Raw genomic sequence first — 19,858 nt, 5'->3', positions numbered from 1 at the left:
GAGGTAGGTCTAATACTTATTTTTACCAATTATCTTAACTTCCTTTTTGACTAGCCGATATAATTTGTATGTGAGCGCACTCGAATACAAGGAGGTATGAGAAATGGTAAATCGTATTGAAGGTAATGGAGTAACATCGCAAGTTAATGCTCAATTCGAACGAAGTGGACCAGACATGGATGTCATGGTTAAAAAAATAGTAGATAAAGCCATTGGAAATGCAGTAGACGGTGAGCAATTACCTACTAATCAAGCAAAGCTTATGACAGAAAGTATGAATAAGTTTTTAGAAGGATCCAATTCAGAACTTCGATTTGAGTTTCATGAAAAATTGAATGAGTATTATGTAACAATTGTTGATCCAAAAACACACGAAGTTATTAAAGAAATTCCCTCAAGAAAACTGATGGATGCTCATGCTGCTATGCGTGAATTTAATGGTCTGTTCGTCAATCATAAAATATAAGGACGGTGTAATGATTAATGAAAATTGGTGGATTAGCATCTGGAATAGATACAGACTCAATCATTAATGATTTAATGAAGGTACAACGCATTCCCCTTACCAAGGTTACACAAAAAAAACAAACACTTCAGTGGCAATTAGATAGTTATCGTAATGTAAACCGTAAGGTGAAAGAGTTTAGTGACAATATTTTCAACAATATGGTACTTTCAACAAAATTTAATGCGAAAATTACGGAGAGTTCTGCACCAAACGATGTTTCTATTAAAAACAAAAACTCTACTAGCGATTTTTCTGGAACAATAAAAATTGAACAGTTAGCAAAAAATTCTACTCTGCAGAGTCGTGTAATTGATGCAGGGGCCGGAAAACCGGCCACAACTACTATGGCGGATCTTGGGGTTACTGGTACTACTCTTAAAATAAGTGCGATTAATGAAAATGGAGTAATGCAAGATAAAGATGTAACTATAGCTTCTACAGATACCATTCAAAATGTAATGGACAAAATTACGAAACAAACAGGGGTTAATGCTTTTTACGATACGAATTCTGGTAAAATTGCGATGTCAACCAAACATGGTGGTGCTAATGTAACTGGTAGTGAAATTGTAGTTACAAGCGCTGGTGATGTCGCTAACAAATTAGGACTAGACGGGGAAGTTGTGACAAATAAGGGTCAAAAAGCTGTATATACAGTAAATGGCCTCAAAATGGAAAGTTCAAAAAATGTGGTTGAGGTTAATGGTTTCGAGTTTACATTAAAAGCAGCAAATAATAAAGACATAAATTTTAGTACGAAACCAGACACAGAAGCTGTTTTTGAAAATATAGTTAAATTTGTAGATGACTACAATAAACTGGTAGATGAGTTGAACAGTCTAGTAAAAGAAAAAACGTATCGCGACTTTAAACCACTTTCATCTGAAGAGAAAGCCGAGATGTCTGATAAAGAGATTGAATTATGGGAAGAAAAAGCTAAAAGTGGCTTGCTAAAAAATGATCCGGTCATTTCAGGTATGATATCACAAATGCGATCAGCACTTATGGGTTCCGTTAAAGACCAAGGTTCATTAAAAGATATTGGTATTGCGACACCTAGTGGGCAATACGCTTGGCAAGATAATGGTAAACTTGTTGTGAATGAGATAAAGTTAAAGGAAGCCATTAACAATGACCCTGACAAAGTCCAAAAACTATTCGCACAATCTGGTACTGCAGTATCTGCTGATAGTACAACAGGTGAGCAAGGATTTGCAGTTCGACTGCGAGCTATTGCGGAGAGTAGTTATAAAGAAATTCATAAACGAGCAGGAAGTGCTAGCTCTACCGAAGACTCATTTACTTTAGGGCGAAATTTAAAAGAAATGAATAAGCAAATGGACAAGTTTCAAGATCGCTTGAAAGTTGTGGAAGCACGTTATTGGAAACAGTTTTCAGCGATGGAAAATGCGATACAACGTGCCAATGCTCAGTCTGCTAATTTGATGAATGCTCTTGGTGGCGGCGCGTGATAAAACTAGTAACAAAAAGGAGAGATTTTAATGGCTGCTAAAAATCCTTATGCAACGTACCAGCATAACTCAGTAAATACCTCGACGCCTGGCGAACTAACTCTTATGCTGTACAATGGATGCCTGAAATTTATCCACCAGGCTAAAAGTGCTTTAGAAAATAATAATTATCAAGAGATGAATCTATCTTCTCAGAAGGCTCAGGCAATTGTGACTGAGTTGATGTTGACTTTAGACACATCATATCCAGTATCACAAAATATGCTTGCTTTATATGAATTTGTTAATAGTCGCCTTATAGATGGAAATATAAAAAAAGAAGGTAAGATGTTCGATGAAGCATCTGCTATCATTACCGATTTTCGCGATACATGGAAGCAAGTGATTCAAATTAACCGTCAAAAACAATATGGGGAAGTTAATGAAATATGATTCGACCAGCGATGAAAAATTGGCATCAAGTGTCCGAAACGCTTCTAGAGCTTACACGACAAACTGATGAAGCAAGGCGTGAAGAGACGATAGTTAATATTGATAAATGTTTAGATATTCGTGATCAACTACAATCACAAATAACTAGTCCGTTTACAGTAGAAGAAGAAGCCCTTGGTAAAGAACTTTTAGCAATGGAAGAAAGTATTCAGAAGAAACTTACCATGTTCACTAGTGAAATTAAAAAGAACATTTTTGATGCTAAATCAAAAAAAAGTAACATGAAAAACTATGTTAACCCTTATAGTAACATAACAAAAGATGGTACGTTTTACGATACAAAAAATTAAGTAATCCTGGTGGAGAAATAAATCTCTGCCAGTTTTTTTATTATAATAGTATGAATTATTTCTTGCGGCAGTTTTTGGATACCGTTTATAGAGGAATACCAAATTTTGCGTTTTGCCATGTAATCAAAAAGAGTTGCCGTATTACTAGTGCTGCTATTTACGAAACTTTCGAACTTTCTTTCCATGTATAGAATAGACAAGTATAGGTTGATGATCAAACAACAATAGCTAAATAATTTAAAGCTTGTGAGAAGGGACACACCCTTATTCACAAGCTTATAGTTTAAAGATTACGAATACCTAAAAAAATAGGCTATAATTCCTCTACTTAAAAGTTATACTCCTTCAACAATCCCTCCAGCTTCAAAGCTAGCCCAACACTCCCATCTATCTTCAGTTTCCCAAACATAAATGCTGAAGTACTATTCAAATCTCCATTGATCAGCTTTACAAAATCTTTTGAGCTCAATTTCAAGGTGCAGTCTGCCTTTGTGGAAGTGTCCTCTGTAACAAATGCTATACCGTCTGCGATGACTAATTGTTTGACGGAAGGTTCATCACCGGATAGGTGGAATTCGTAGCGGACGTTTTGGTTTTGGATTGGTGTTGGATTGTTGTTCATTGTGTTTTCGATTTGTGCCCATGTTTCATTCATAGTCATATCCCCTTTTTCTAAATGAATGGTTATTCATTTATGATTATGACATATTTTCTGACAACTTACGAGTGTTTATTTCCCAGGTAATATTTTGTTGAAAGTTGTGGATGTTACGAAAGTTTTACCGATATAAACAAAAAGGGGGTTTAAAGTATGAGAAAAAAGGTACTGATTATAGCATTTATACTGTTTTTTATTACAGAAAATGCAAGTGCAAGTACGCTTTATGAGGTGAAAAAGGGAGATAGCCTTACAAAGATTGCCAAATTACATAAAGTAACCGTCGCTGATCTACGTACTTGGAACAAGCTGACGAAGGATAATATTTATATTAAGCAAAAGCTTGTAGTACAAAAACCAGCCACTGTTAAAAGTGCCACAAAGGTTGTCCCAGCTAAGGCTGCGCCTGTTGTGACAAAGCCTGTTCAATCAGTAGTTGTTGCTGCTCCGGTCCCAGTAGCGACACCAGCTCCCGCACCTATTATTTCAGGGGAAGGACATGCCTATTACCCACTAATCATTGATTTTGCTAAGCGTTTGGAAGGCATTCCTTATTTATATGCCGGAAATACGATGGCTGGGTTTGATTGTAGTGGATTTATATATTTCCTACATAATCAGGCTGGTGTGAAAATGGAACGTAAGAGCAGCGAGTCTTATTATTTGGATAGTGTTGTGGTGACTAACCCGGTCCCTGGAGATTTGGTGTTTTTCCAAAACACATATAAAGAAGGAATCTCTCATATGGGAATCTTTTTAGGGGACAATCAATTCATCCATGCAGGATCTAAGGGAGTAGAAATTACAAAGCTCGATAATGTGTACTGGAATGAGCACTTTGTATCCTTTAATCGATTTGTTCAAAAGTAATTAAGACAGGAGAATGATTATGAAGTGGACAATTACAAAAAAAATGTGGTTGGGCTTCTCTGCAATTATCCTAGTGATGGTTGTTATTTCTTACTTTAGCAGCCTAGCATCGCAAACTACCACGAGTCAATATAGGGAAATCCTAGGGGTTGATAGTGTTAACGTGAGAATTATCCAGGACATTAAGATGGCTCAAAATGAGACTACAGAAAACCTTTATGATTTTCTATTGACGAAAACAGATGCTTCTAGAAAGAACGTGCGTGTTCATTTGGAGGATGAAAAGAAGCTGATGGAAGACCTTAAAAAAGGATTGAAATCTGAGGAGTCAGTACCATACATTGAGGACTATGAACGAAAATACAAGATGTTTGTGGAAGCAAATGAAAAGCTTATTTCCAATCAAGTGCTCATTGATCCATCTCAAATAAATACGTTAACAAAAGATGTTAAAACGATTAATGATAATATGATTTCTTTGCTAGATAAAATTGATGAGCAGGTTCAGCAGGATATGGATGCTACTGTTGGTGAGCTTTTGGATTACGAGCGCATGGCTATCATTTTTGTTATGTCTATCACAATTGTTGGAGCTGTCGTTGGAATTATCATTGCATTTTTAATTGGAAGAAGTGTTGCACGGCCGATTAAGCGTGTGACTTCTGGTCTTACAGAAATTGCAGTGGGCAATCTACTTGTAGAGCCTATACTTATTAAGAATAAAGATGAGGCTGGGGAAATGGCCTCGGCATTTAATAAAATGTCAGCCGACCTCCGTACGATTGTTTCGAATGTACATGAAACGTCAATGCAGCTTGCAGCTAATGCAGAAGAATTATCAGCCAGTTCAGAGGAAAGTTTAGCGAGCTCTCAAATGGTAGCAAGCTCAGCTCATGAGCAAATGGCTAGCAGTGAACAGCAGGTACTCCATATGACTACTTCTATGGAAGGAATGTCGGAGCTTTCACAAGGAGTGAATGAAATTGCCTCTAGTAATGGCGAGATGCTTAATTCTGCTAATAATGTTGGAATGCTTGTAAAACAAGGCTCTGATGTCATCGAGGCGGTGGCACAACAGATGAGCACTATTCATGAGACGTTTAATGAAACAGCAACCAATATGAGAAATATGGAGAAGCATTCTAGTGATATTCAAGCTATTACTACTCTTATTACACAAATCTCAGAGCAAACAAATCTGCTTGCATTAAACGCTGCGATTGAAGCAGCACGAGCTGGAGAATATGGAAAAGGATTCGCGGTGGTTGCAGACGAGGTAAGAAAGCTGGCAGAGCAATCCAAAAATGCTGCATCTGAAATTGCGGACATGGTAAAAGTGATCCAAGGGGCAACCGGGAATGCGGTGGTTGCAATTACGGCTGGAGAAAGCAAGGTTAAAGAAGGTTTAACAAAAACAAAAGAATCTTTAGATGTATTTGAGCATATTGAAACCGCAGTAGTAGAAGTAAGCTTTAAGGCAGAAACTGTTTCTAGTGCAATTAAGCAAATTCAGACGATTGCTCAAACGGTCACGGAGGGCTCAAGAGATGTTCAAAGACTCGCAGAAATTGTAGCACAAGGGGCTACTGATACTAGCGCAGCGACAGAACAACAACTTGCTTCTAATAATGAAATTACATCTAATGCTCAATCTCTAGCAAATTTAGCAGAAAAATTACAAGATAATATAAGTCATTTTAAAATGTAGGTATAAAGGTTCTATACTTAATATAAAAAGTGTAGAACTTTTTTATGCCATTAGGAATAAATATGTACATTTATCTATGTCAAAATACCTTATAAAGAGTATAATTATAGAGGTGCATTTTACTCATGTATGAAAATAATTACGGAAAAGGAGTTCCAAAATGAAGTTATCAATTTCCAAAAAAATGTGGTTCGGGTTTTCATTTGTTTTACTTTTATTAGTTTTTATAAGTGTTACTTCTATTTTTACTTCCTATGATCTTGCAAATAAGTATAAAGATATTATTGATAAGGATATTAAAAAGATTAATCTAGTGTCAGAAATTGAAGTAATTCAAAAGGATATGGCCACTGCTATTCTAGAGTTCGTTATGTTCGGTTCAGATGATGCTATCCAAAAATTTGATCAAGAAATAGAAAAGGGATCAGTCGCAGCTCGTGCTTTAATAGAATCTGTAAAGGATGAAGAGTCACAAAAGTTATTAAAGGACCTTCAAACAGAGACGGTACAGCTTTTTGAATCAAATGATAAAATAATCACGTCGAAAAAAAGCAATCAACCCTTTGAACAATATGCAGCAAAGTCAAGCGAGCTTAACGGCAATGCTTTAGCAATCTTGGGTGAGTTAAAACAAATTCAAGAAAAAAATATGCTACAGACTAGAAAAGAATTAGATACATATAATGATAAAATTAATATATTTATAATTATATTGGCAATCGCAAGTATTATTATAGGTATACTTGTTTCTCATTTCATCAGTAAAGGCATAGCTAACCCAATTCGTAAGGTGACAGGGGGCTTAGAGGAAATTGCAAACGGTAACCTGAAAGTAGAACCAATCGTTATTAAAAATAAAGACGAAGTTGGGGCAATGGCAGCTACCTTTAATAAAATGACGAGTGATTTACAGCGCATCGTCTCTAATGTTCGCGATTCCTCTATGCAGCTTGCTGCTAATGCAGAAGAACTGTCTGCAAGCTCAGAGGAAAGCCTAGCATCCTCTCAAATGGTTGCTAAATCTGCGGAGGAGCAAATGGCAGCAAGTGAAGAGCAAGTTAAGCATGTTGAAAACTCTGTGCGATCTATGTCCGAAATGCAACAAGGCGTATCAGACATTTCACAAAACAACAAAGAGATGTTACAAGCAACGGATGGCGTGAAAAAACTGGTTACTAAAGGCTCTACAGTAGTATCTGGAGTAGCAAGTCAAATGAATACGATTCATGAAACATTCAAAGAAACGACCGAAATTATGAACAATATGGCTAAGCATTCCAATGAAATACAGTCCATAACAGCTTTAATCACGGATATCTCAGAGCAAACAAATCTACTAGCGCTTAATGCTGCAATTGAAGCAGCTCGTGCAGGCGAATATGGAAAAGGCTTCGCAGTAGTTGCAGAGGAAGTACGCAAGCTTGCTGAGCAATCCAAAAATTCTGCTTCTGAAATTGAATCTATGGTTAAACTCATCCAGTCCGCTTCATCTGAGGCAGTTAAAGCAATCACAACAGGTGGAGATAAGGTAGAGGATGGTCTTTCTAAGACAACCGAATCATTAGACGTGTTCAATGAAATTGAGTCCAGTGTAGAAGAAGTTGCAGTGAAAGTTGCAACAGTTACTACCGCAATTGAACATATTAAAGAAATGACTAACTCTGTGACAGAAAGTGCTCAACAAGTAGAAAACTTGGCAAACCACGCAGCAGAGGGAGCAAGTGATACGAGTGCAGCTACCGAGCAGCAATTAGCTGCAACAGAAGAAATTTCAACAAATGCACAAACATTGGCGACTCTTGCAGAAAAACTGCAAAGTGAAGTAAGCCACTTTAAAATCTAATAATTGGGGTCACCCTTAAAGAAGACATCGTCACACATTGTGACGATGTCTTTTTTGTAGGAGTGATACAGAGAAGTGGCTAAGTGTAGGGATCTATGGCGGAAGTTCTACAGTGGTCAGCTGAAGTGTTGCGGGAAATAGGGAAGAGTTGCACAAATCAGTTGAAGTGTTGCAGAAATTGACCAAAGTGTTGCACTAACGGAAGGAAGTATTGCGGGAAATTAAAAGAGTTGCGGGAAATGAGGAAAGTGTTGCACAAATTAGTTGAAGTGTTGCAGAAATTGCCCAAAGTGTTGCGCTAACGGGAGAAAGTATTGCGGGAAATAAAAGAGCCCCCCCGTGCAAGAAGGAGGAGTGTTACATAGAAGTGAAGTAATTGCATTGTTACTTAATAGGAAAAACATTTATTTAATCTCACTCTTCTTTTCCCTCATCCCCACTCATATGCCTCTCACAATCATGTTATGTATTAATAAATTTAAAAATAATTTTTCCTTATACAAAATGCGATATATCGCTATTGTAAGCGATTACAATATAAATGAATATTCGAAACTAACAGAAAATTTAAAGAAATACGGTTGACTCTAAGGTTTATAGAGGTTATGATATCTTCAATATATTAAATATTGCAAGAAAATTCACATAGTAATTTCAACAGGTATTTACGAATTTTGCATAGGCAAACGCGTTGAAGCGGTAAAGTATAGGGGCGATGTAAATGAGAAGTGACATGATTAAAAAAGGTGTAGATCGAGCCCCACATCGTAGCTTACTTTACGCTACGGGGGTAAAAACAAGAGACTTAGATAAGCCATTTATCGGTGTCTGTAACTCGTATATCGATATTATTCCTGGACATATGCATCTAAATAAGTTTGCAGAGGTTGTAAAGGATGCTATTCGAGAGGCAGGAGGTATTCCATTCGAATTTAACACGATTGGTGTAGACGATGGAATTGCGATGGGACATATTGGAATGCGATATTCGCTTCCAAGTCGCGAGTTAATTGCAGATTCAGCTGAAACTGTTATTAACGCACACTGGTTTGACGGAGTCTTTTATATTCCGAACTGCGACAAGATAACTCCTGGAATGCTAATGGCCGCTGTAAGAACGAATGTCCCATCGGTTTTTGTATCAGGAGGACCAATGGAGGCAGGAGTATCCGCAGACGGGAAGCAGCTTTCCCTTACTTCTGTTTTTGAAGGGGTCGGCTCGTATAAGTCAGGTTCAATGACAGCAGAGCAGCTTTTAGACATTGAACAAAATGCTTGTCCAACTTGTGGCTCGTGCTCCGGGATGTTCACGGCTAACTCCATGAACTCTTTAATGGAAATGCTAGGTGTTACACTACCCGGTAATGGTACGATCGTTGCTACATCGGATGAGAGACACCAACTGATTCGAGAGGCGGCAAAGCATCTTGTTCGAATGGTCAAGGAGGATGTGAAGCCTCGAGATTTGATTACGAAGGAAACAATCGATGATGCATTTGCACTTGATATGGCAATGGGCGGATCGACAAATACAGTGTTACATACGTTAGCAATCGCTCACGAGGCAGAAATCGAGTATAACGTTAGTGAAATAAATGAAGTAGCGAAGCGAATTCCGTATTTATCGAAAATCATGCCAGCATCTGATTACTCCATGCATGATGTTCACTTGGCTGGAGGAGTCAGTGCCATTATAAAAGAGCTTTGTGAAATACCTGGAGCAGTTCACCCGGATCGACTAACGATTACTGGTAAGTCACTCTATGAAAATGTGAAAGACTGCGAGATTAAAAATGAGCAGGTGATTAGAAGAAAAGAAAATCCTTATAGTCCAGTAGGAGGCTTATCCGTCTTATTTGGAAACATTGCCCCAGAGGGTGGTGTGATTAAGGTTGGTGCAGTTGATCCATCTATTAAGGAATTCACTGGTGAGGCAATCGTCTTTGATTCGCAGGAGGCTTCCCAGGAAGCAATTGATAATGGAACTGTCAGAGAAGGACACGTAGTTGTTATTCGCTACGAGGGTCCAAGAGGTGGTCCGGGAATGCCAGAAATGCTGGCACCGACATCGGCGATTCAAGGTCGAGGCTTAGGTACAAAGGTTGCCCTCATTACAGATGGAAGGTTCTCAGGTGCATCCCGAGGAATTTCTATCGGGCATATCTCTCCAGAGGCTGCTGACGGAGGACCGATTGCTTTAGTAGAAAATGGCGACATTATCGCTATTGATCTTATTAATAGAACAATAGAGTTACAGGTGAGTGAGGAAGAGCTCGTTAGAAGAAGAGCAGACTTACAACCATTTGAACCAAAGATTAAAAAAGGATATTTAGCAAGGTATTCCAAGCTCGTTACATCTGCTAGTACAGGTGGCGTGATGAAAATATAAATATTGCTGTAAATCTATGATGAGGTAAAAGTTAAAGGAATTTTGTATTCACAGAGAGCCGGTAGTGCTGGGAGCCGGCAATACAACCTTTAGCGACATCCCCTCGGAGTGAGGTGTTGAACGGGATTATCCCTTTTAGATACTTCCGGGTGTAGTAATAAGCTACTCTCGTTAAAAATGGACGTTCGATGCTATGTCGTTTGTCTGCGAGGTAGCGGTTGCGCTACGAATTAGGGTGGTACCATGAAAAGAATTTCATCCCTATACAAAAGAACGATGGTTTCTTTGTGTGGGAGGAAATTCTTTTCTTTTTTATTAGATAAAAACTGGACGATTTGAGGAAGAGGAGGAATGATGATGAAGTTAACTGTAGAAGCGGAGCAATTGTTAGAGGAGCCGGCGACCAGTAAAGCTGTCCCGGAAAAGAATGGTGCAGACGTGTTTATCGAGACGCTAAAAAAGCACCAGGTGGAAGTAGTATTTGGATATCCAGGTGGTGCCGTCTTACCAATTTATGATGCACTGCATAAAAACCCGATTAAGCATATTCTTGCCCGTCATGAGCAAGGAGCAATACATGCAGCAGAAGGATATGCACGAGTGTCTGGGAAAGTCGGAGTAGTGATTGCAACATCTGGCCCTGGTGCTACAAATGTGGTGACAGGGATTGCAGATGCAATGATGGATTCGATTCCATTAGTCGTATTTACTGGCCAGGTTGCCACAACCGTTATCGGAACAGATGCCTTCCAGGAGGCAGACATCATTGGAATCACACAGCCAATTACGAAGCACAATTACCAAGTAAAGGATGTAGCGGATTTCCCAAGAATTATGAATGAAGCATTTCACATTGCTTCCACAGGTCGTCCAGGACCAGTAGTCGTAGATATACCTAAAAATATAGCAACAGGTATTTTCACCCCAAGGGAAGGGGAAACGGAAGCAGTTAATTTACCAGGCTACCAGCCAACTACTACGCCGAACTTCCTGCAAATTCAGAAGGCTGCTCAGGCAATCTCTACCGCAAAGCAACCATTAATATTAGCTGGTGCAGGGGTGCTGTTTGCAAACGCCTCAGAACAATTGAAGGAGCTAGCGGAAAAATACCAAATACCGATTACAAATACGCTACTAGGGCTAGGTAGTATCGAGGGAACGCATCCTTTGTTTCTAGGAATGGCCGGTATGCACGGGACATACACAGCTAATATGGCCATCCAAACATGCGACCTACTCATTAATATAGGAGCAAGATTCGATGACCGTTTAACAGGAAATTTAAATTACTTTGCTCCAAACGCTAAAGTAATTCATATCGATATAGATCCAGCGGAAATCGGTAAAAACGTACCAACCGAAATACCGATTGTGGCAGACGCAAAAGAGGCATTAGAGGCCTTGCTCCATCAAAATGCACCAAATGGCAACACGGCAGCTTGGCTAGAGAGCTTAAAGGTCAATCAAGAGCAATACCCATTACACTATGATGCAAGTGGAGATAGGGGACTACTTCCTCAGCAGGTTTTAGAACTAGTGCAGGAATACACAAATGGAGAGGCAGTTGTGACAACCGATGTAGGACAGCATCAAATGTGGACAGCGCAGTATTACAAGTTCCGTAAGCCGCACAATTGGGTGACCTCAGGTGGTCTAGGGACAATGGGATTTGGCTTCCCGGCAGCAATTGGAGCACAAATAGCTAAGCCGGATGCGAAGGTGGTATCCATCGTTGGAGATGCAGGATTCCAAATGACACTTCAGGAGCTCTCGTTACTCCAAGAAATGCGTATACCGGTAAAGGTCATTATTTTAAATAATCAGGCACTCGGTATGGTTCGTCAGTGGCAGGAGACTTTTCACGGAGAACGTTATTCTCACTCCTTAATCCCGGTGCAGCCAGATTTTATCAAGTTGGCAGCTGCTTACGATATTAAGGGTTATAGAATCGAGACATATGAAGAGGCAAAGGTGCAATTAAAAGAAGCACTCGAATCGGATGAGCCAGTGTTGATCGATTGTCGAGTAGTCCAAAAGGAAAGTGTCCTTCCAATGGTTGTCCCGGGCACAGCATTACACGAAATGATCGGAGTGAAGCCAGAATGAAACGAATCATTACTGTCACGGTCATCAATCAAAGTGGAGTGCTTAATCGAGTGACTGGTCTCCTGATGAAGCGTCAATTCAATATTGAAAGCATCACAGTAGGTCACACCGAGCAGCCCCAAATTTCTAAAATGACCTTTGTCGTTAACGTAGAGGACGAACAGAAGCTTGAACAGCTGTTAAAGCAGCTTCAAAAACAAGTAGACGTGCTGAAGGTAAATGATATTACAGAAAAATCAATAGTAGTCAGGGAGCTCGCATTAGTAAAGGTCGTATCTCCACCGTCTGTAAGAGCAGAGATCAATAGTTTAGTAGAGCCTTTCCGAGCATCTACCATTGATACAGGGAAAAATGTCGTTACATTCCAGGTCACTGGAAACCCAGAAAAAATTGATGCGTTCATCGAGCTCGTCAAGCCTTATGGTATTAAAGAATTAACAAGAACCGGTGTTACAGCCTTTGTAAGAGAAACACAAAAGGCCGCAAATACCCCTTATCTTTCTATACTGCAATAACAAAACAAACAATCTGAGGAGGAAATGAAAATGGCGAAAATGTATTATAACGGAGATATCAATGAAGGAACTTTAAAGGAAAAAACAATTGCAATCATCGGGTATGGATCACAAGGTCATGCACATGCCCAAAACTTAAAGGATTCAGGATTTAACGTAATCGTAGGAATTCGTGCCGGAAAATCTTTTGACCAGGCACAAGAAGATGGGCAAGAGGTTTACTCCGTGCAAGAGGCTGCCCAAAAAGCAGATGTCATTATGATTTTATTGCCAGATGAACGACAAAAAGCAGTGTATGAGGCGGAAATCGAAGCTGCTTTAACAGCGGGCAAGGCGTTAGTATTCGCTCACGGCTTTAATATTCACTTCGACCAAATCGTTCCTCCGTCAAACGTGGATGTATTTTTAGTAGCTCCAAAGGGACCGGGTCATTTAGTACGCCGTACATTTGAGTCTGGAGCAGGCGTACCTGGCTTATTTGCGGTATATCAGGATGCAACTGGGCAAGCAAAAGATTTAGCCTTGGCTTATGCAAAGGGTATTGGAGCTGCTCGTGCTGGAGTATTAGAAACAACTTTCAAGGAAGAAACAGAAACGGATCTTTTCGGAGAGCAAGCAGTGCTTTGCGGTAGTACAACAGCAATCGTAAAAGCAGGCTTCGAAACATTAGTAGAAGCAGGCTACCAGCCAGAGCTTGCCTACTTTGAAACGTTACATGAGTTAAAACTGATCGTTGACCTTATGTACGAGGGAGGAATGGCGACGATGCGCTCCTCCATTTCTGACACAGCGGAGTGGGGAGATTTCGTTTCCGGTCCACGCATCATTGATTCGTCAGTGAAGGACCGTATGAAGGATGTATTAACAGACATCCAAAATGGTAAGTTCGCGAAGGAATGGATTGAAGAAAATGAAACAGGTCGTCCAAAATACAATGCCATCAAACAAGCAGAGGCAGAGCATCCAATTGAAACGGTAGGTGCACAGCTACGAGAAATGATGCCATTCATCAATGAAGGAAAAAAAGCGAAGAAGGAAGTGGTGACGAGTGGCCAAAATTGATATTTTCGACACGACACTAAGAGATGGGGAGCAATCTGCGGGGATTAACTTAAACACCCAGGAAAAGCTAGAGATCGCTCGCCAGCTAGAAAAGTTTGGAGTATCGATTATTGAGGCAGGCTTTCCTGCTTCGTCACCTGGTGATTTCAACGCAGTTCAGCAAATAGCGAACACGGTTAAAAATTCAGTCGTAACAGGTCTCGCTCGTTCGATCAAAAGCGATATTGAAACGTCCTGGGAGGCATTAAGAGGAGGGGTTCAGCCTCATCTTCATACATTTATAGCTACATCGCCAATCCATATGCAATACAAGCTCAACAAAACACCGGAGCAAGTTATAGAAATTGCAGTAGAGTCGGTGAAGCTAGCACGTAAATACTTTCCATTAGTGCAATGGTCCGCTGAGGATGCAACACGATCTGACAAGGATTTTCTAGTTCGTATTATCAATGAAGTCATTAAAGCCGGAGCTACAACGATTAATATCCCAGATACAGTGGGCTATGCAACACCGATTGAATATGGTGCTTTGTTTAGATATTTGTCCGAGAATGTTACTGGTATTGAGAAGGTTAAGCTTTCAGCACATTGTCATGATGATCTAGGTCTCGCTGTTGCTAACACACTTGCAGCTATTGAAAATGGAGCGACACAGGTTGAGGGCACGATCAATGGAATCGGTGAACGTGCAGGAAACGCAGCACTAGAGGAAGTTGCGGTCGCGTTGCATATTCGAAGCGATTACTATCAATCGGAATCCGGCATCGTTCTAAAGGAAACTAAGCGTACGAGTCAGCTAGTAAGTAAGCTTACAGGAGTCGTCATTCAGCCGAACAAAGCAGTCGTCGGAAAAAATGCCTTTGCTCATGAATCAGGCATTCATCAGGATGGGATGCTCAAAAATCCTGAAACGTATGAAATCATTACTCCAGAGCTAATTGGAGATGTCGCTACCGAGCTAGTGCTTGGTAAGCATTCCGGTCGTCACGCATTCTTTAGTCGTGCAGTGCAAATGGGCTTCCAGTTAAGCGATGAAAAGTTAAATGCAGCCTTTACAGCATTTAAGAAGCTTGCGGATCGTAAAAAGGAAATATCTGATGAGGATCTATTTGTTTTATTGACAGATCAGCAAGTAAGCAGTGGAGAAGTTGAGGTTTACGAATTAGAGGAACTAGTCATTAACTACGAAAACAATGTACCGACTGCATCCATCACAGTGAAGATGCCAACTGGTGAGAGTACTACCGCCAAAGGTAACGGTTCTGGTGCGGTAGAGGCGATCTTTAACACATTAGAAAAGCTAGTAAATGGAGAGGTAAGAATTTTGGATTATCGGGTTTCCTCTGTTTCAAAAGGGCGAGATGCTCTAGGCGAGGCAGTGATCAATCTATCGTACAACGGAGCAACCTCTTCCGGAAGAAATGCATCGCAGGATGTACTTAAGGCATCTGCGAGAGCGTATATCAACGCAGTCAATCGACAACTAATGAATGCACATTTTAAAGAGCGTGTAGCAGTCATTCAATAAATAAAACAATGGGAGTGAATGGGATGGAAAAAACAATAACGGTATTACCTGGTGATGGAATCGGTCCTGAAGTAACGGAGGCAGCGGTAAAGGTGCTTCAAACAATTGCAAAGCGATATAATCATACATTTAATCTGCAATTTGCGTTAATCGGCGGAGCAGCAATTGATGCTTGTGAGAATCCACTGCCAGAAGAAACAATCAGCTTGTGCAGTGATAGTGATGCCATCCTATTAGGTGCGGTAGGTGGACCTAAATGGGATCAAAACCCATCTCATTTACGCCCTGAAAAAGGTTTATTGGCAATTCGCAAGCACTTCGGACTTTATGCGAATATTCGTCCAGTGAAGGCTATTCCAGCTCTACTAGAATCTTCTCCACTTAAAAAGGAAATCGCAGAAAATGTTGACATGGTAATTGTTCGAGAGCTTACCGGCGGCTTATATTTTGCAGAGCCTCGTAAGAAAACGAATGATTACGCATTGGACACTTTAGTCTACACTCGCTCTGAGATCGAGCGAATTGTAGACACGGCATTCCAGCTTGCCCGGAGCCGAAGAGGTAAGCTAGCCTCTGTAGACAAAGCAAATGTACTGGATTCCAGCAAGCTGTGGAGAGAAATAGTGGAAGAGAAGAAACAAGGCTATCCGGACGTTGAGGTAGAGCATATGCTAGTCGATTCAACTGCGATGAAGCTTATCACAAAGCCAGGAGCTTTTGATGTCATCGTAACAGAAAATATGTTTGGAGATATTTTAAGCGATGAGGCTTCGGTGATCACCGGTTCGCTAGGAATGCTACCATCTGCGAGCACTCGTGGTGACGGTTTTGGTCTTTATGAACCAGTCCATGGCTCTGCGCCAGATATTGCAGGTCAAAACAAAGCGAACCCTGCTGCTTGTATCCTATCTGCTGCCATGATGATCCGTGAAGCTTTCCAAATGGAAACAGAGGCTGCTGCTATCGAAGAAGCGGTATTTAATGTACTAAACGATGGTTACTTTACAGGAGACTTGCAGACGAACGGGAAGCGAGTTCTTTCCACAAGTGAATGGACTGACAAGGTGTTAGATGAATTAGACTCAGAATTTGTTTCAGAAAGCATTATGTATTCATACGTATAAAAGGAGAGGGACTACATGGCAAAAACGATTATCGAGAAAATTTGGGATGAACATATTGTATACGAGGAAGAGGGGAAACCAGACCTTCTCTATATCGACCTTCATTTACTTCACGAGGTAACGTCTCCCCAGGCGTTTGAGGGCTTGCGCTTAAATAATCGTAAAGTTCGCCGCCCAGACCTTTGCTTCGCGACGATGGATCATAATGTGCCAACGAGAAATCAAAAAGAAATTAAAGATGAAATTGCCCGTAAACAAATTAATACGTTACAGCAAAACTGTGGTGAGTTCGGAGTTCCATTAGCAAATATCGGACATCCCGACCAAGGAATTGTTCACATTATCGGGCCAGAGCTAGGCTTAACACAGCCCGGTAAAACAATCGTGTGTGGAGATAGTCATACCTCCACACACGGTGCCTTTGGTGCCATCGCATTTGGTATCGGTACAAGTGAGGTAGAGCATGTTTTATCGACTCAAACTCTTTGGCAGGCTAAACCAAAAACGATGCAAATTAAAGTGAATGGCGAGCTAGGCATAGGAGTAACTGCGAAGGATATTATCCTAGCTATCATCGCCAAGTTCGGAATTGATATGGGAACTGGCTACATCGTGGAATATACCGGAGAAGCTATCCGGAAGCTCACCATGGAGGAGCGCATGACCATCTGTAATATGTCAATTGAAGCAGGAGCGAGAGCAGGTTTGATTAGCCCAGACGAGACAACAGTCGAGTTTTTACGAGGCAGAGAATACGTTCCAACAGGTGAAGCATTTGAACAGGAAGCTTCACGCTGGCTAGCCTTGGCGTCTGATCCAGAAGCTACTTACGACAAAACTGTGGAAATCAATGCAGATGAAATCGAGCCATTTGTCACTTGGGGAACAAACCCTTCGATGGGCTCTGGAGTATCCCAAAGTATTCCTTATAAATCAGACTTCCAAGAGGCTTCCGATCAGCAGGCACATGAAAAAGCACTTACGTATATGGGACTGCAAGAAGGTATGCCATTGACGGATATTCGAATTAGTAATGTCTTTATCGGTTCTTGTACGAATGCTCGCTTAAGCGACCTGCGCAACGCAGCTAAAATAATAGAGGGGTGCACTGTTCATCCAAACGTTACAGCTATTGTAGTACCAGGCTCGCAAACCGTGAAGAAGCAAGCGGAAGAGGAAGGCATCGACCAAATCTTCAAGGCAGCAGGCTTCGAATGGCGTGAATCCGGTTGTAGTATGTGTCTAGCGATGAATGATGACATCGTTCCCGCTGGAGAGCATTGTGCATCCACATCTAATCGTAACTTTGAAGGCAGACAAGGAGCAGGAGCGCGAACTCATCTCATGAGTCCAGCTATGGCAGCTGCTGCAGCTATCGAAGGACATATTGTAGACGTTCGAAAATTTCAACTAGTGCCTGCTTAAGGAGGAAAAAACATGGAGCCCATCAATGAAATTAATAGTATCGTTACACCTTTAAATAGAAAAAACGTTGACACAGACCAAATTATTTCCAAAGAGTTTCTTAAAAGAATCGAGCGCACAGGATTCGGAAAATATCTTTTCTACCATTGGCGCTTCGATGCAGAAGGAAACGAACGTGCAGATTTTATCTTAAATGACGAGCGTTATAAGGAATCCACTATTATAGTGGCTCATGAAAACTTTGGCTGCGGCTCCTCACGTGAGCATGCCCCATGGGCGATCCTGGACTATGGCTTCCGTGTCGTCATCGCACCAAGCTTTGCGGATATCTTCTACAACAACTGCATGAAAAACGGCATTCTTCCTATTAAATTATCCGTTGAGGAAGTAGAATCCATTTTAAGTAAAGAAAATTATTCAATAGAAGTAAATTTAGAGGAGCAAACAATAGTGGGTGAGGATGGAGTCTCGTATTCATTCCCAATCGACCCTTACCAAAAGATGATGCTTCTAAACGGCTGGGACGAAATCTCATTAACCTTCCAATACGAAGACCAGATCAAAGCATACGAAGAAAAAAAGTTTGCCCAAGTATAAATAGAGAGCCGCTAATCTATAGAGATTAGTGGCTCTTATAATGTCGATGGGCTATGTGCATAATAAAAGAGAATAAGATCATGGCAACATTTTTGATTTATCACCGCTTACTGGGGTTTTATCACCGTTCGGAGAGATTTATCACCGTTCGCGGAGGATTTATAACCGTTCGGAGAAAAATATCACCGTTCACGAAGATTTTATCACCGCTTACAGAAATTTTTAGCTTTTAAAGACTATCCTCCAGGAAGCGCTACGCTAAATAGCTACAAAACGTAAGCTTTCTCATAAACCTTCACAGCCAATACGGGAAAGGTGATTTATTTCACGAAAGAGAAGTTGACTTTAGTAGGTAATTAAAATATAATTACTTACGAAAAGTAACTTAAAAAAAGAGGAGCAAATAAATTATGAAATTTCATCAAAAACCTTCTACCTATGTTGAGCTTGTAGAGTTAAAGGTAACAGACCTGGAGCAATCTCTTAAATTTTACGAGGAAGTAATCGGCTTTAAAGTATTAGATAGACAAGCGAGCAAAATTTGGTTAACAGCTGACGGGAAAACTGCTCTTTTATCCATTGAACAACCAGAAAATGTAGTGCTAAAACAGCCTAAAACAACAGGGCTTTATCATTTCGCATTACTTTTACCAAGTCGTGAGGATCTAGGCGCTGTATTAAGATTCTTTGCAGAGAGTGGAATTCGTATTGGTGCAGGAGATCATCTAGTTAGTGAAGCGCTGTATTTAAATGATCCTGATGGGAATGGAATCGAGATTTATAGCGACCGACCAGAATCAGATTGGAACTGGGAAAAGGATTCTGTTGCAATGGACACTTTAGCAATAGATGCACAAGCTATTTTAGCAGCAGGTGCCAACACGGAATGGAATGGATTACCCAAAGGAACTGTTATGGGGCATATACATTTACAGGTAGCTGATATAGAAGAAGCAAGAGAATTTTATGAGTTAATGGGGTTTGAAGTTGTTACTCCTTACCCGGGGGCTTTATTTATGTCTACTGGAAAATACCATCACCACATCGGATTGAACACTTGGGCAGGAGCAGGTGCACAACCAGCCTCAGAAAACATGACTGGATTAGAGGCATTTAATATTATTTATCCTTCTATAGAAGAAAGAGAGACAGCGGTAAAAAATTTGCGTGAACAAAATATTTCTGTTCTTGAAGAAAATGAAATTTTCTATACGAAAGATCCATCAGAAAACAAAATTAAAATGGCAGTTAAATAACTTCGTAAGCCTCCA

Annotated in this window: 17 protein-coding genes and 1 other annotated feature; of the genes, 16 read left to right on the top strand and 1 reads right to left on the bottom strand. The window is 40.4% G+C overall.

What is annotated here, in order from left to right:
- Positions 1-103: 103 nt before the first annotated feature.
- Genes MKY09_RS14320 through MKY09_RS14305 form a run of 4 tightly spaced genes read left to right on the top strand, consistent with a single transcriptional unit; the run spans position 104 to position 2,762 of the window.
- Positions 104-466 carry a flagellar protein FlaG gene (locus MKY09_RS14320; RefSeq protein ID WP_342566949.1) on the top strand — a complete coding sequence of 121 codons (363 nt, stop codon included), beginning with the start codon at positions 104-106 and terminating at the stop codon, positions 464-466.
- 17 nt (positions 467-483) lie between these two features.
- A complete protein-coding gene (fliD, locus tag MKY09_RS14315) occupies positions 484-1,980 on the top strand; it encodes a flagellar filament capping protein FliD (RefSeq protein WP_342566948.1) in 1,497 nt (498 codons plus the stop codon).
- Between the two features lie 30 nt (positions 1,981-2,010).
- Complete coding sequence (gene fliS, locus MKY09_RS14310) at positions 2,011-2,412, top strand: flagellar export chaperone FliS (RefSeq protein WP_342566947.1); 402 nt, start codon at positions 2,011-2,013, stop codon at positions 2,410-2,412.
- The gene (locus MKY09_RS14305) at positions 2,409-2,762 is read left to right on the top strand and encodes a hypothetical protein (protein WP_342566946.1); all 354 of its coding nucleotides are present in this window, start codon (positions 2,409-2,411) and stop codon (positions 2,760-2,762) included. The genes fliS and MKY09_RS14305 overlap by 4 nt, the downstream gene beginning before the upstream one ends.
- A gap of 328 nt (positions 2,763-3,090) precedes the next feature.
- Here MKY09_RS14305 and MKY09_RS14300 read toward each other — a convergent pair whose 3' ends face one another.
- A complete protein-coding gene (locus tag MKY09_RS14300) occupies positions 3,091-3,417 on the bottom strand; it encodes an SCP2 sterol-binding domain-containing protein (RefSeq protein WP_342566945.1) in 327 nt (108 codons plus the stop codon).
- Positions 3,418-3,573: 156 nt separating this feature from the next.
- Here MKY09_RS14300 and MKY09_RS14295 point away from each other — a divergent pair, with 156 nt between their 5' ends.
- From MKY09_RS14295 to MKY09_RS14240, 12 genes are all read left to right on the top strand, one after another.
- On the top strand, positions 3,574-4,290 hold the full coding sequence (locus tag MKY09_RS14295) for an NlpC/P60 family protein (RefSeq protein ID WP_342566944.1): 717 nt from the start codon (positions 3,574-3,576) through the stop codon (positions 4,288-4,290).
- A 19-nt stretch (positions 4,291-4,309) separates the two neighbouring features.
- The gene (locus MKY09_RS14290) at positions 4,310-5,998 is read left to right on the top strand and encodes a methyl-accepting chemotaxis protein (RefSeq protein WP_342566943.1); all 1,689 of its coding nucleotides are present in this window, start codon (positions 4,310-4,312) and stop codon (positions 5,996-5,998) included.
- 160 nt (positions 5,999-6,158) lie between these two features.
- Positions 6,159-7,841, top strand: coding sequence for a HAMP domain-containing methyl-accepting chemotaxis protein (locus MKY09_RS14285; protein WP_342566942.1), 1,683 nt, complete (start codon positions 6,159-6,161; stop codon positions 7,839-7,841).
- 721 nt (positions 7,842-8,562) lie between these two features.
- Positions 8,563-10,230: a dihydroxy-acid dehydratase gene (gene ilvD, locus MKY09_RS14280; RefSeq protein WP_169358833.1), complete on the top strand. Its 1,668-nt coding sequence runs from the start codon at positions 8,563-8,565 to the stop codon at positions 10,228-10,230.
- Between the two features lie 7 nt (positions 10,231-10,237).
- Positions 10,238-10,496 (top strand) — a binding site (T-box leader).
- An 85-nt stretch (positions 10,497-10,581) separates the two neighbouring features.
- A complete protein-coding gene (gene ilvB, locus MKY09_RS14275; protein ID WP_342566941.1) occupies positions 10,582-12,336 on the top strand; it encodes a biosynthetic-type acetolactate synthase large subunit in 1,755 nt (584 codons plus the stop codon).
- Positions 12,333-12,851, top strand: a complete 519-nt coding sequence (ilvN, locus tag MKY09_RS14270; RefSeq protein ID WP_342566940.1) for an acetolactate synthase small subunit — start codon at positions 12,333-12,335, stop codon at positions 12,849-12,851. The genes ilvB and ilvN overlap by 4 nt, the downstream gene beginning before the upstream one ends.
- Before the next feature lie 30 nt (positions 12,852-12,881).
- Entirely contained in the window at positions 12,882-13,913 is a 1,032-nt protein-coding gene (gene ilvC, locus MKY09_RS14265) for a ketol-acid reductoisomerase (RefSeq protein WP_342566939.1), read from the top strand.
- Positions 13,900-15,441: a 2-isopropylmalate synthase gene (locus MKY09_RS14260; protein ID WP_342566938.1), complete on the top strand. Its 1,542-nt coding sequence runs from the start codon at positions 13,900-13,902 to the stop codon at positions 15,439-15,441. Before ilvC ends, MKY09_RS14260 begins: the two co-directional genes overlap by 14 nt.
- A 23-nt stretch (positions 15,442-15,464) precedes the next feature.
- The gene (gene leuB / locus MKY09_RS14255; protein ID WP_342566937.1) at positions 15,465-16,565 is read left to right on the top strand and encodes a 3-isopropylmalate dehydrogenase; all 1,101 of its coding nucleotides are present in this window, start codon (positions 15,465-15,467) and stop codon (positions 16,563-16,565) included.
- Positions 16,566-16,580: 15 nt separating this feature from the next.
- Complete coding sequence (gene leuC / locus MKY09_RS14250) at positions 16,581-17,990, top strand: 3-isopropylmalate dehydratase large subunit (protein ID WP_342566936.1); 1,410 nt, start codon at positions 16,581-16,583, stop codon at positions 17,988-17,990.
- A gap of 12 nt (positions 17,991-18,002) precedes the next feature.
- Positions 18,003-18,587 carry a 3-isopropylmalate dehydratase small subunit gene (gene leuD, locus MKY09_RS14245; protein WP_342566935.1) on the top strand — a complete coding sequence of 195 codons (585 nt, stop codon included), beginning with the start codon at positions 18,003-18,005 and terminating at the stop codon, positions 18,585-18,587.
- Between the two features lie 410 nt (positions 18,588-18,997).
- A complete protein-coding gene (locus MKY09_RS14240) occupies positions 18,998-19,843 on the top strand; it encodes a VOC family protein (RefSeq protein ID WP_342566934.1) in 846 nt (281 codons plus the stop codon).
- Positions 19,844-19,858 lie beyond the last annotated feature (15 nt).

The sequence above is a fragment of the Psychrobacillus sp. FSL K6-4046 genome (assembly GCF_038624605.1).
In the GTDB taxonomy this organism is placed as follows: domain Bacteria; phylum Bacillota; class Bacilli; order Bacillales_A; family Planococcaceae; genus Psychrobacillus.
This window is presented reverse-complemented; position numbering and strand designations above follow the sequence as displayed.

Excerpts from the sequence above, each read along its gene's own strand:
- MKY09_RS14320 (WP_342566949.1), top strand. The coding sequence starts at position 104 with ATGGTAAATCGTATTGAAGGTAATGGAGTAACATCGCAAGTTAATGCT.
- fliD (WP_342566948.1), top strand. The coding sequence starts at position 484 with ATGAAAATTGGTGGATTAGCATCTGGAATAGATACAGACTCAATCATT.
- fliS (WP_342566947.1), top strand. The coding sequence starts at position 2,011 with ATGGCTGCTAAAAATCCTTATGCAACGTACCAGCATAACTCAGTAAAT.
- MKY09_RS14305 (WP_342566946.1), top strand. The coding sequence starts at position 2,409 with ATGATTCGACCAGCGATGAAAAATTGGCATCAAGTGTCCGAAACGCTT.
- MKY09_RS14300 (WP_342566945.1), bottom strand. The coding sequence starts at position 3,417 with ATGAATGAAACATGGGCACAAATCGAAAACACAATGAACAACAATCCA.
- MKY09_RS14295 (WP_342566944.1), top strand. The coding sequence starts at position 3,574 with ATGAGAAAAAAGGTACTGATTATAGCATTTATACTGTTTTTTATTACA.
- MKY09_RS14290 (WP_342566943.1), top strand. The coding sequence starts at position 4,310 with ATGAAGTGGACAATTACAAAAAAAATGTGGTTGGGCTTCTCTGCAATT.
- MKY09_RS14285 (WP_342566942.1), top strand. The coding sequence starts at position 6,159 with ATGAAGTTATCAATTTCCAAAAAAATGTGGTTCGGGTTTTCATTTGTT.
- ilvD (WP_169358833.1), top strand. The coding sequence starts at position 8,563 with ATGAGAAGTGACATGATTAAAAAAGGTGTAGATCGAGCCCCACATCGT.
- ilvB (WP_342566941.1), top strand. The coding sequence starts at position 10,582 with ATGATGATGAAGTTAACTGTAGAAGCGGAGCAATTGTTAGAGGAGCCG.
- ilvN (WP_342566940.1), top strand. The coding sequence starts at position 12,333 with ATGAAACGAATCATTACTGTCACGGTCATCAATCAAAGTGGAGTGCTT.
- ilvC (WP_342566939.1), top strand. The coding sequence starts at position 12,882 with ATGGCGAAAATGTATTATAACGGAGATATCAATGAAGGAACTTTAAAG.
- leuB (WP_342566937.1), top strand. The coding sequence starts at position 15,465 with ATGGAAAAAACAATAACGGTATTACCTGGTGATGGAATCGGTCCTGAA.
- leuC (WP_342566936.1), top strand. The coding sequence starts at position 16,581 with ATGGCAAAAACGATTATCGAGAAAATTTGGGATGAACATATTGTATAC.
- leuD (WP_342566935.1), top strand. The coding sequence starts at position 18,003 with ATGGAGCCCATCAATGAAATTAATAGTATCGTTACACCTTTAAATAGA.
- MKY09_RS14240 (WP_342566934.1), top strand. The coding sequence starts at position 18,998 with ATGAAATTTCATCAAAAACCTTCTACCTATGTTGAGCTTGTAGAGTTA.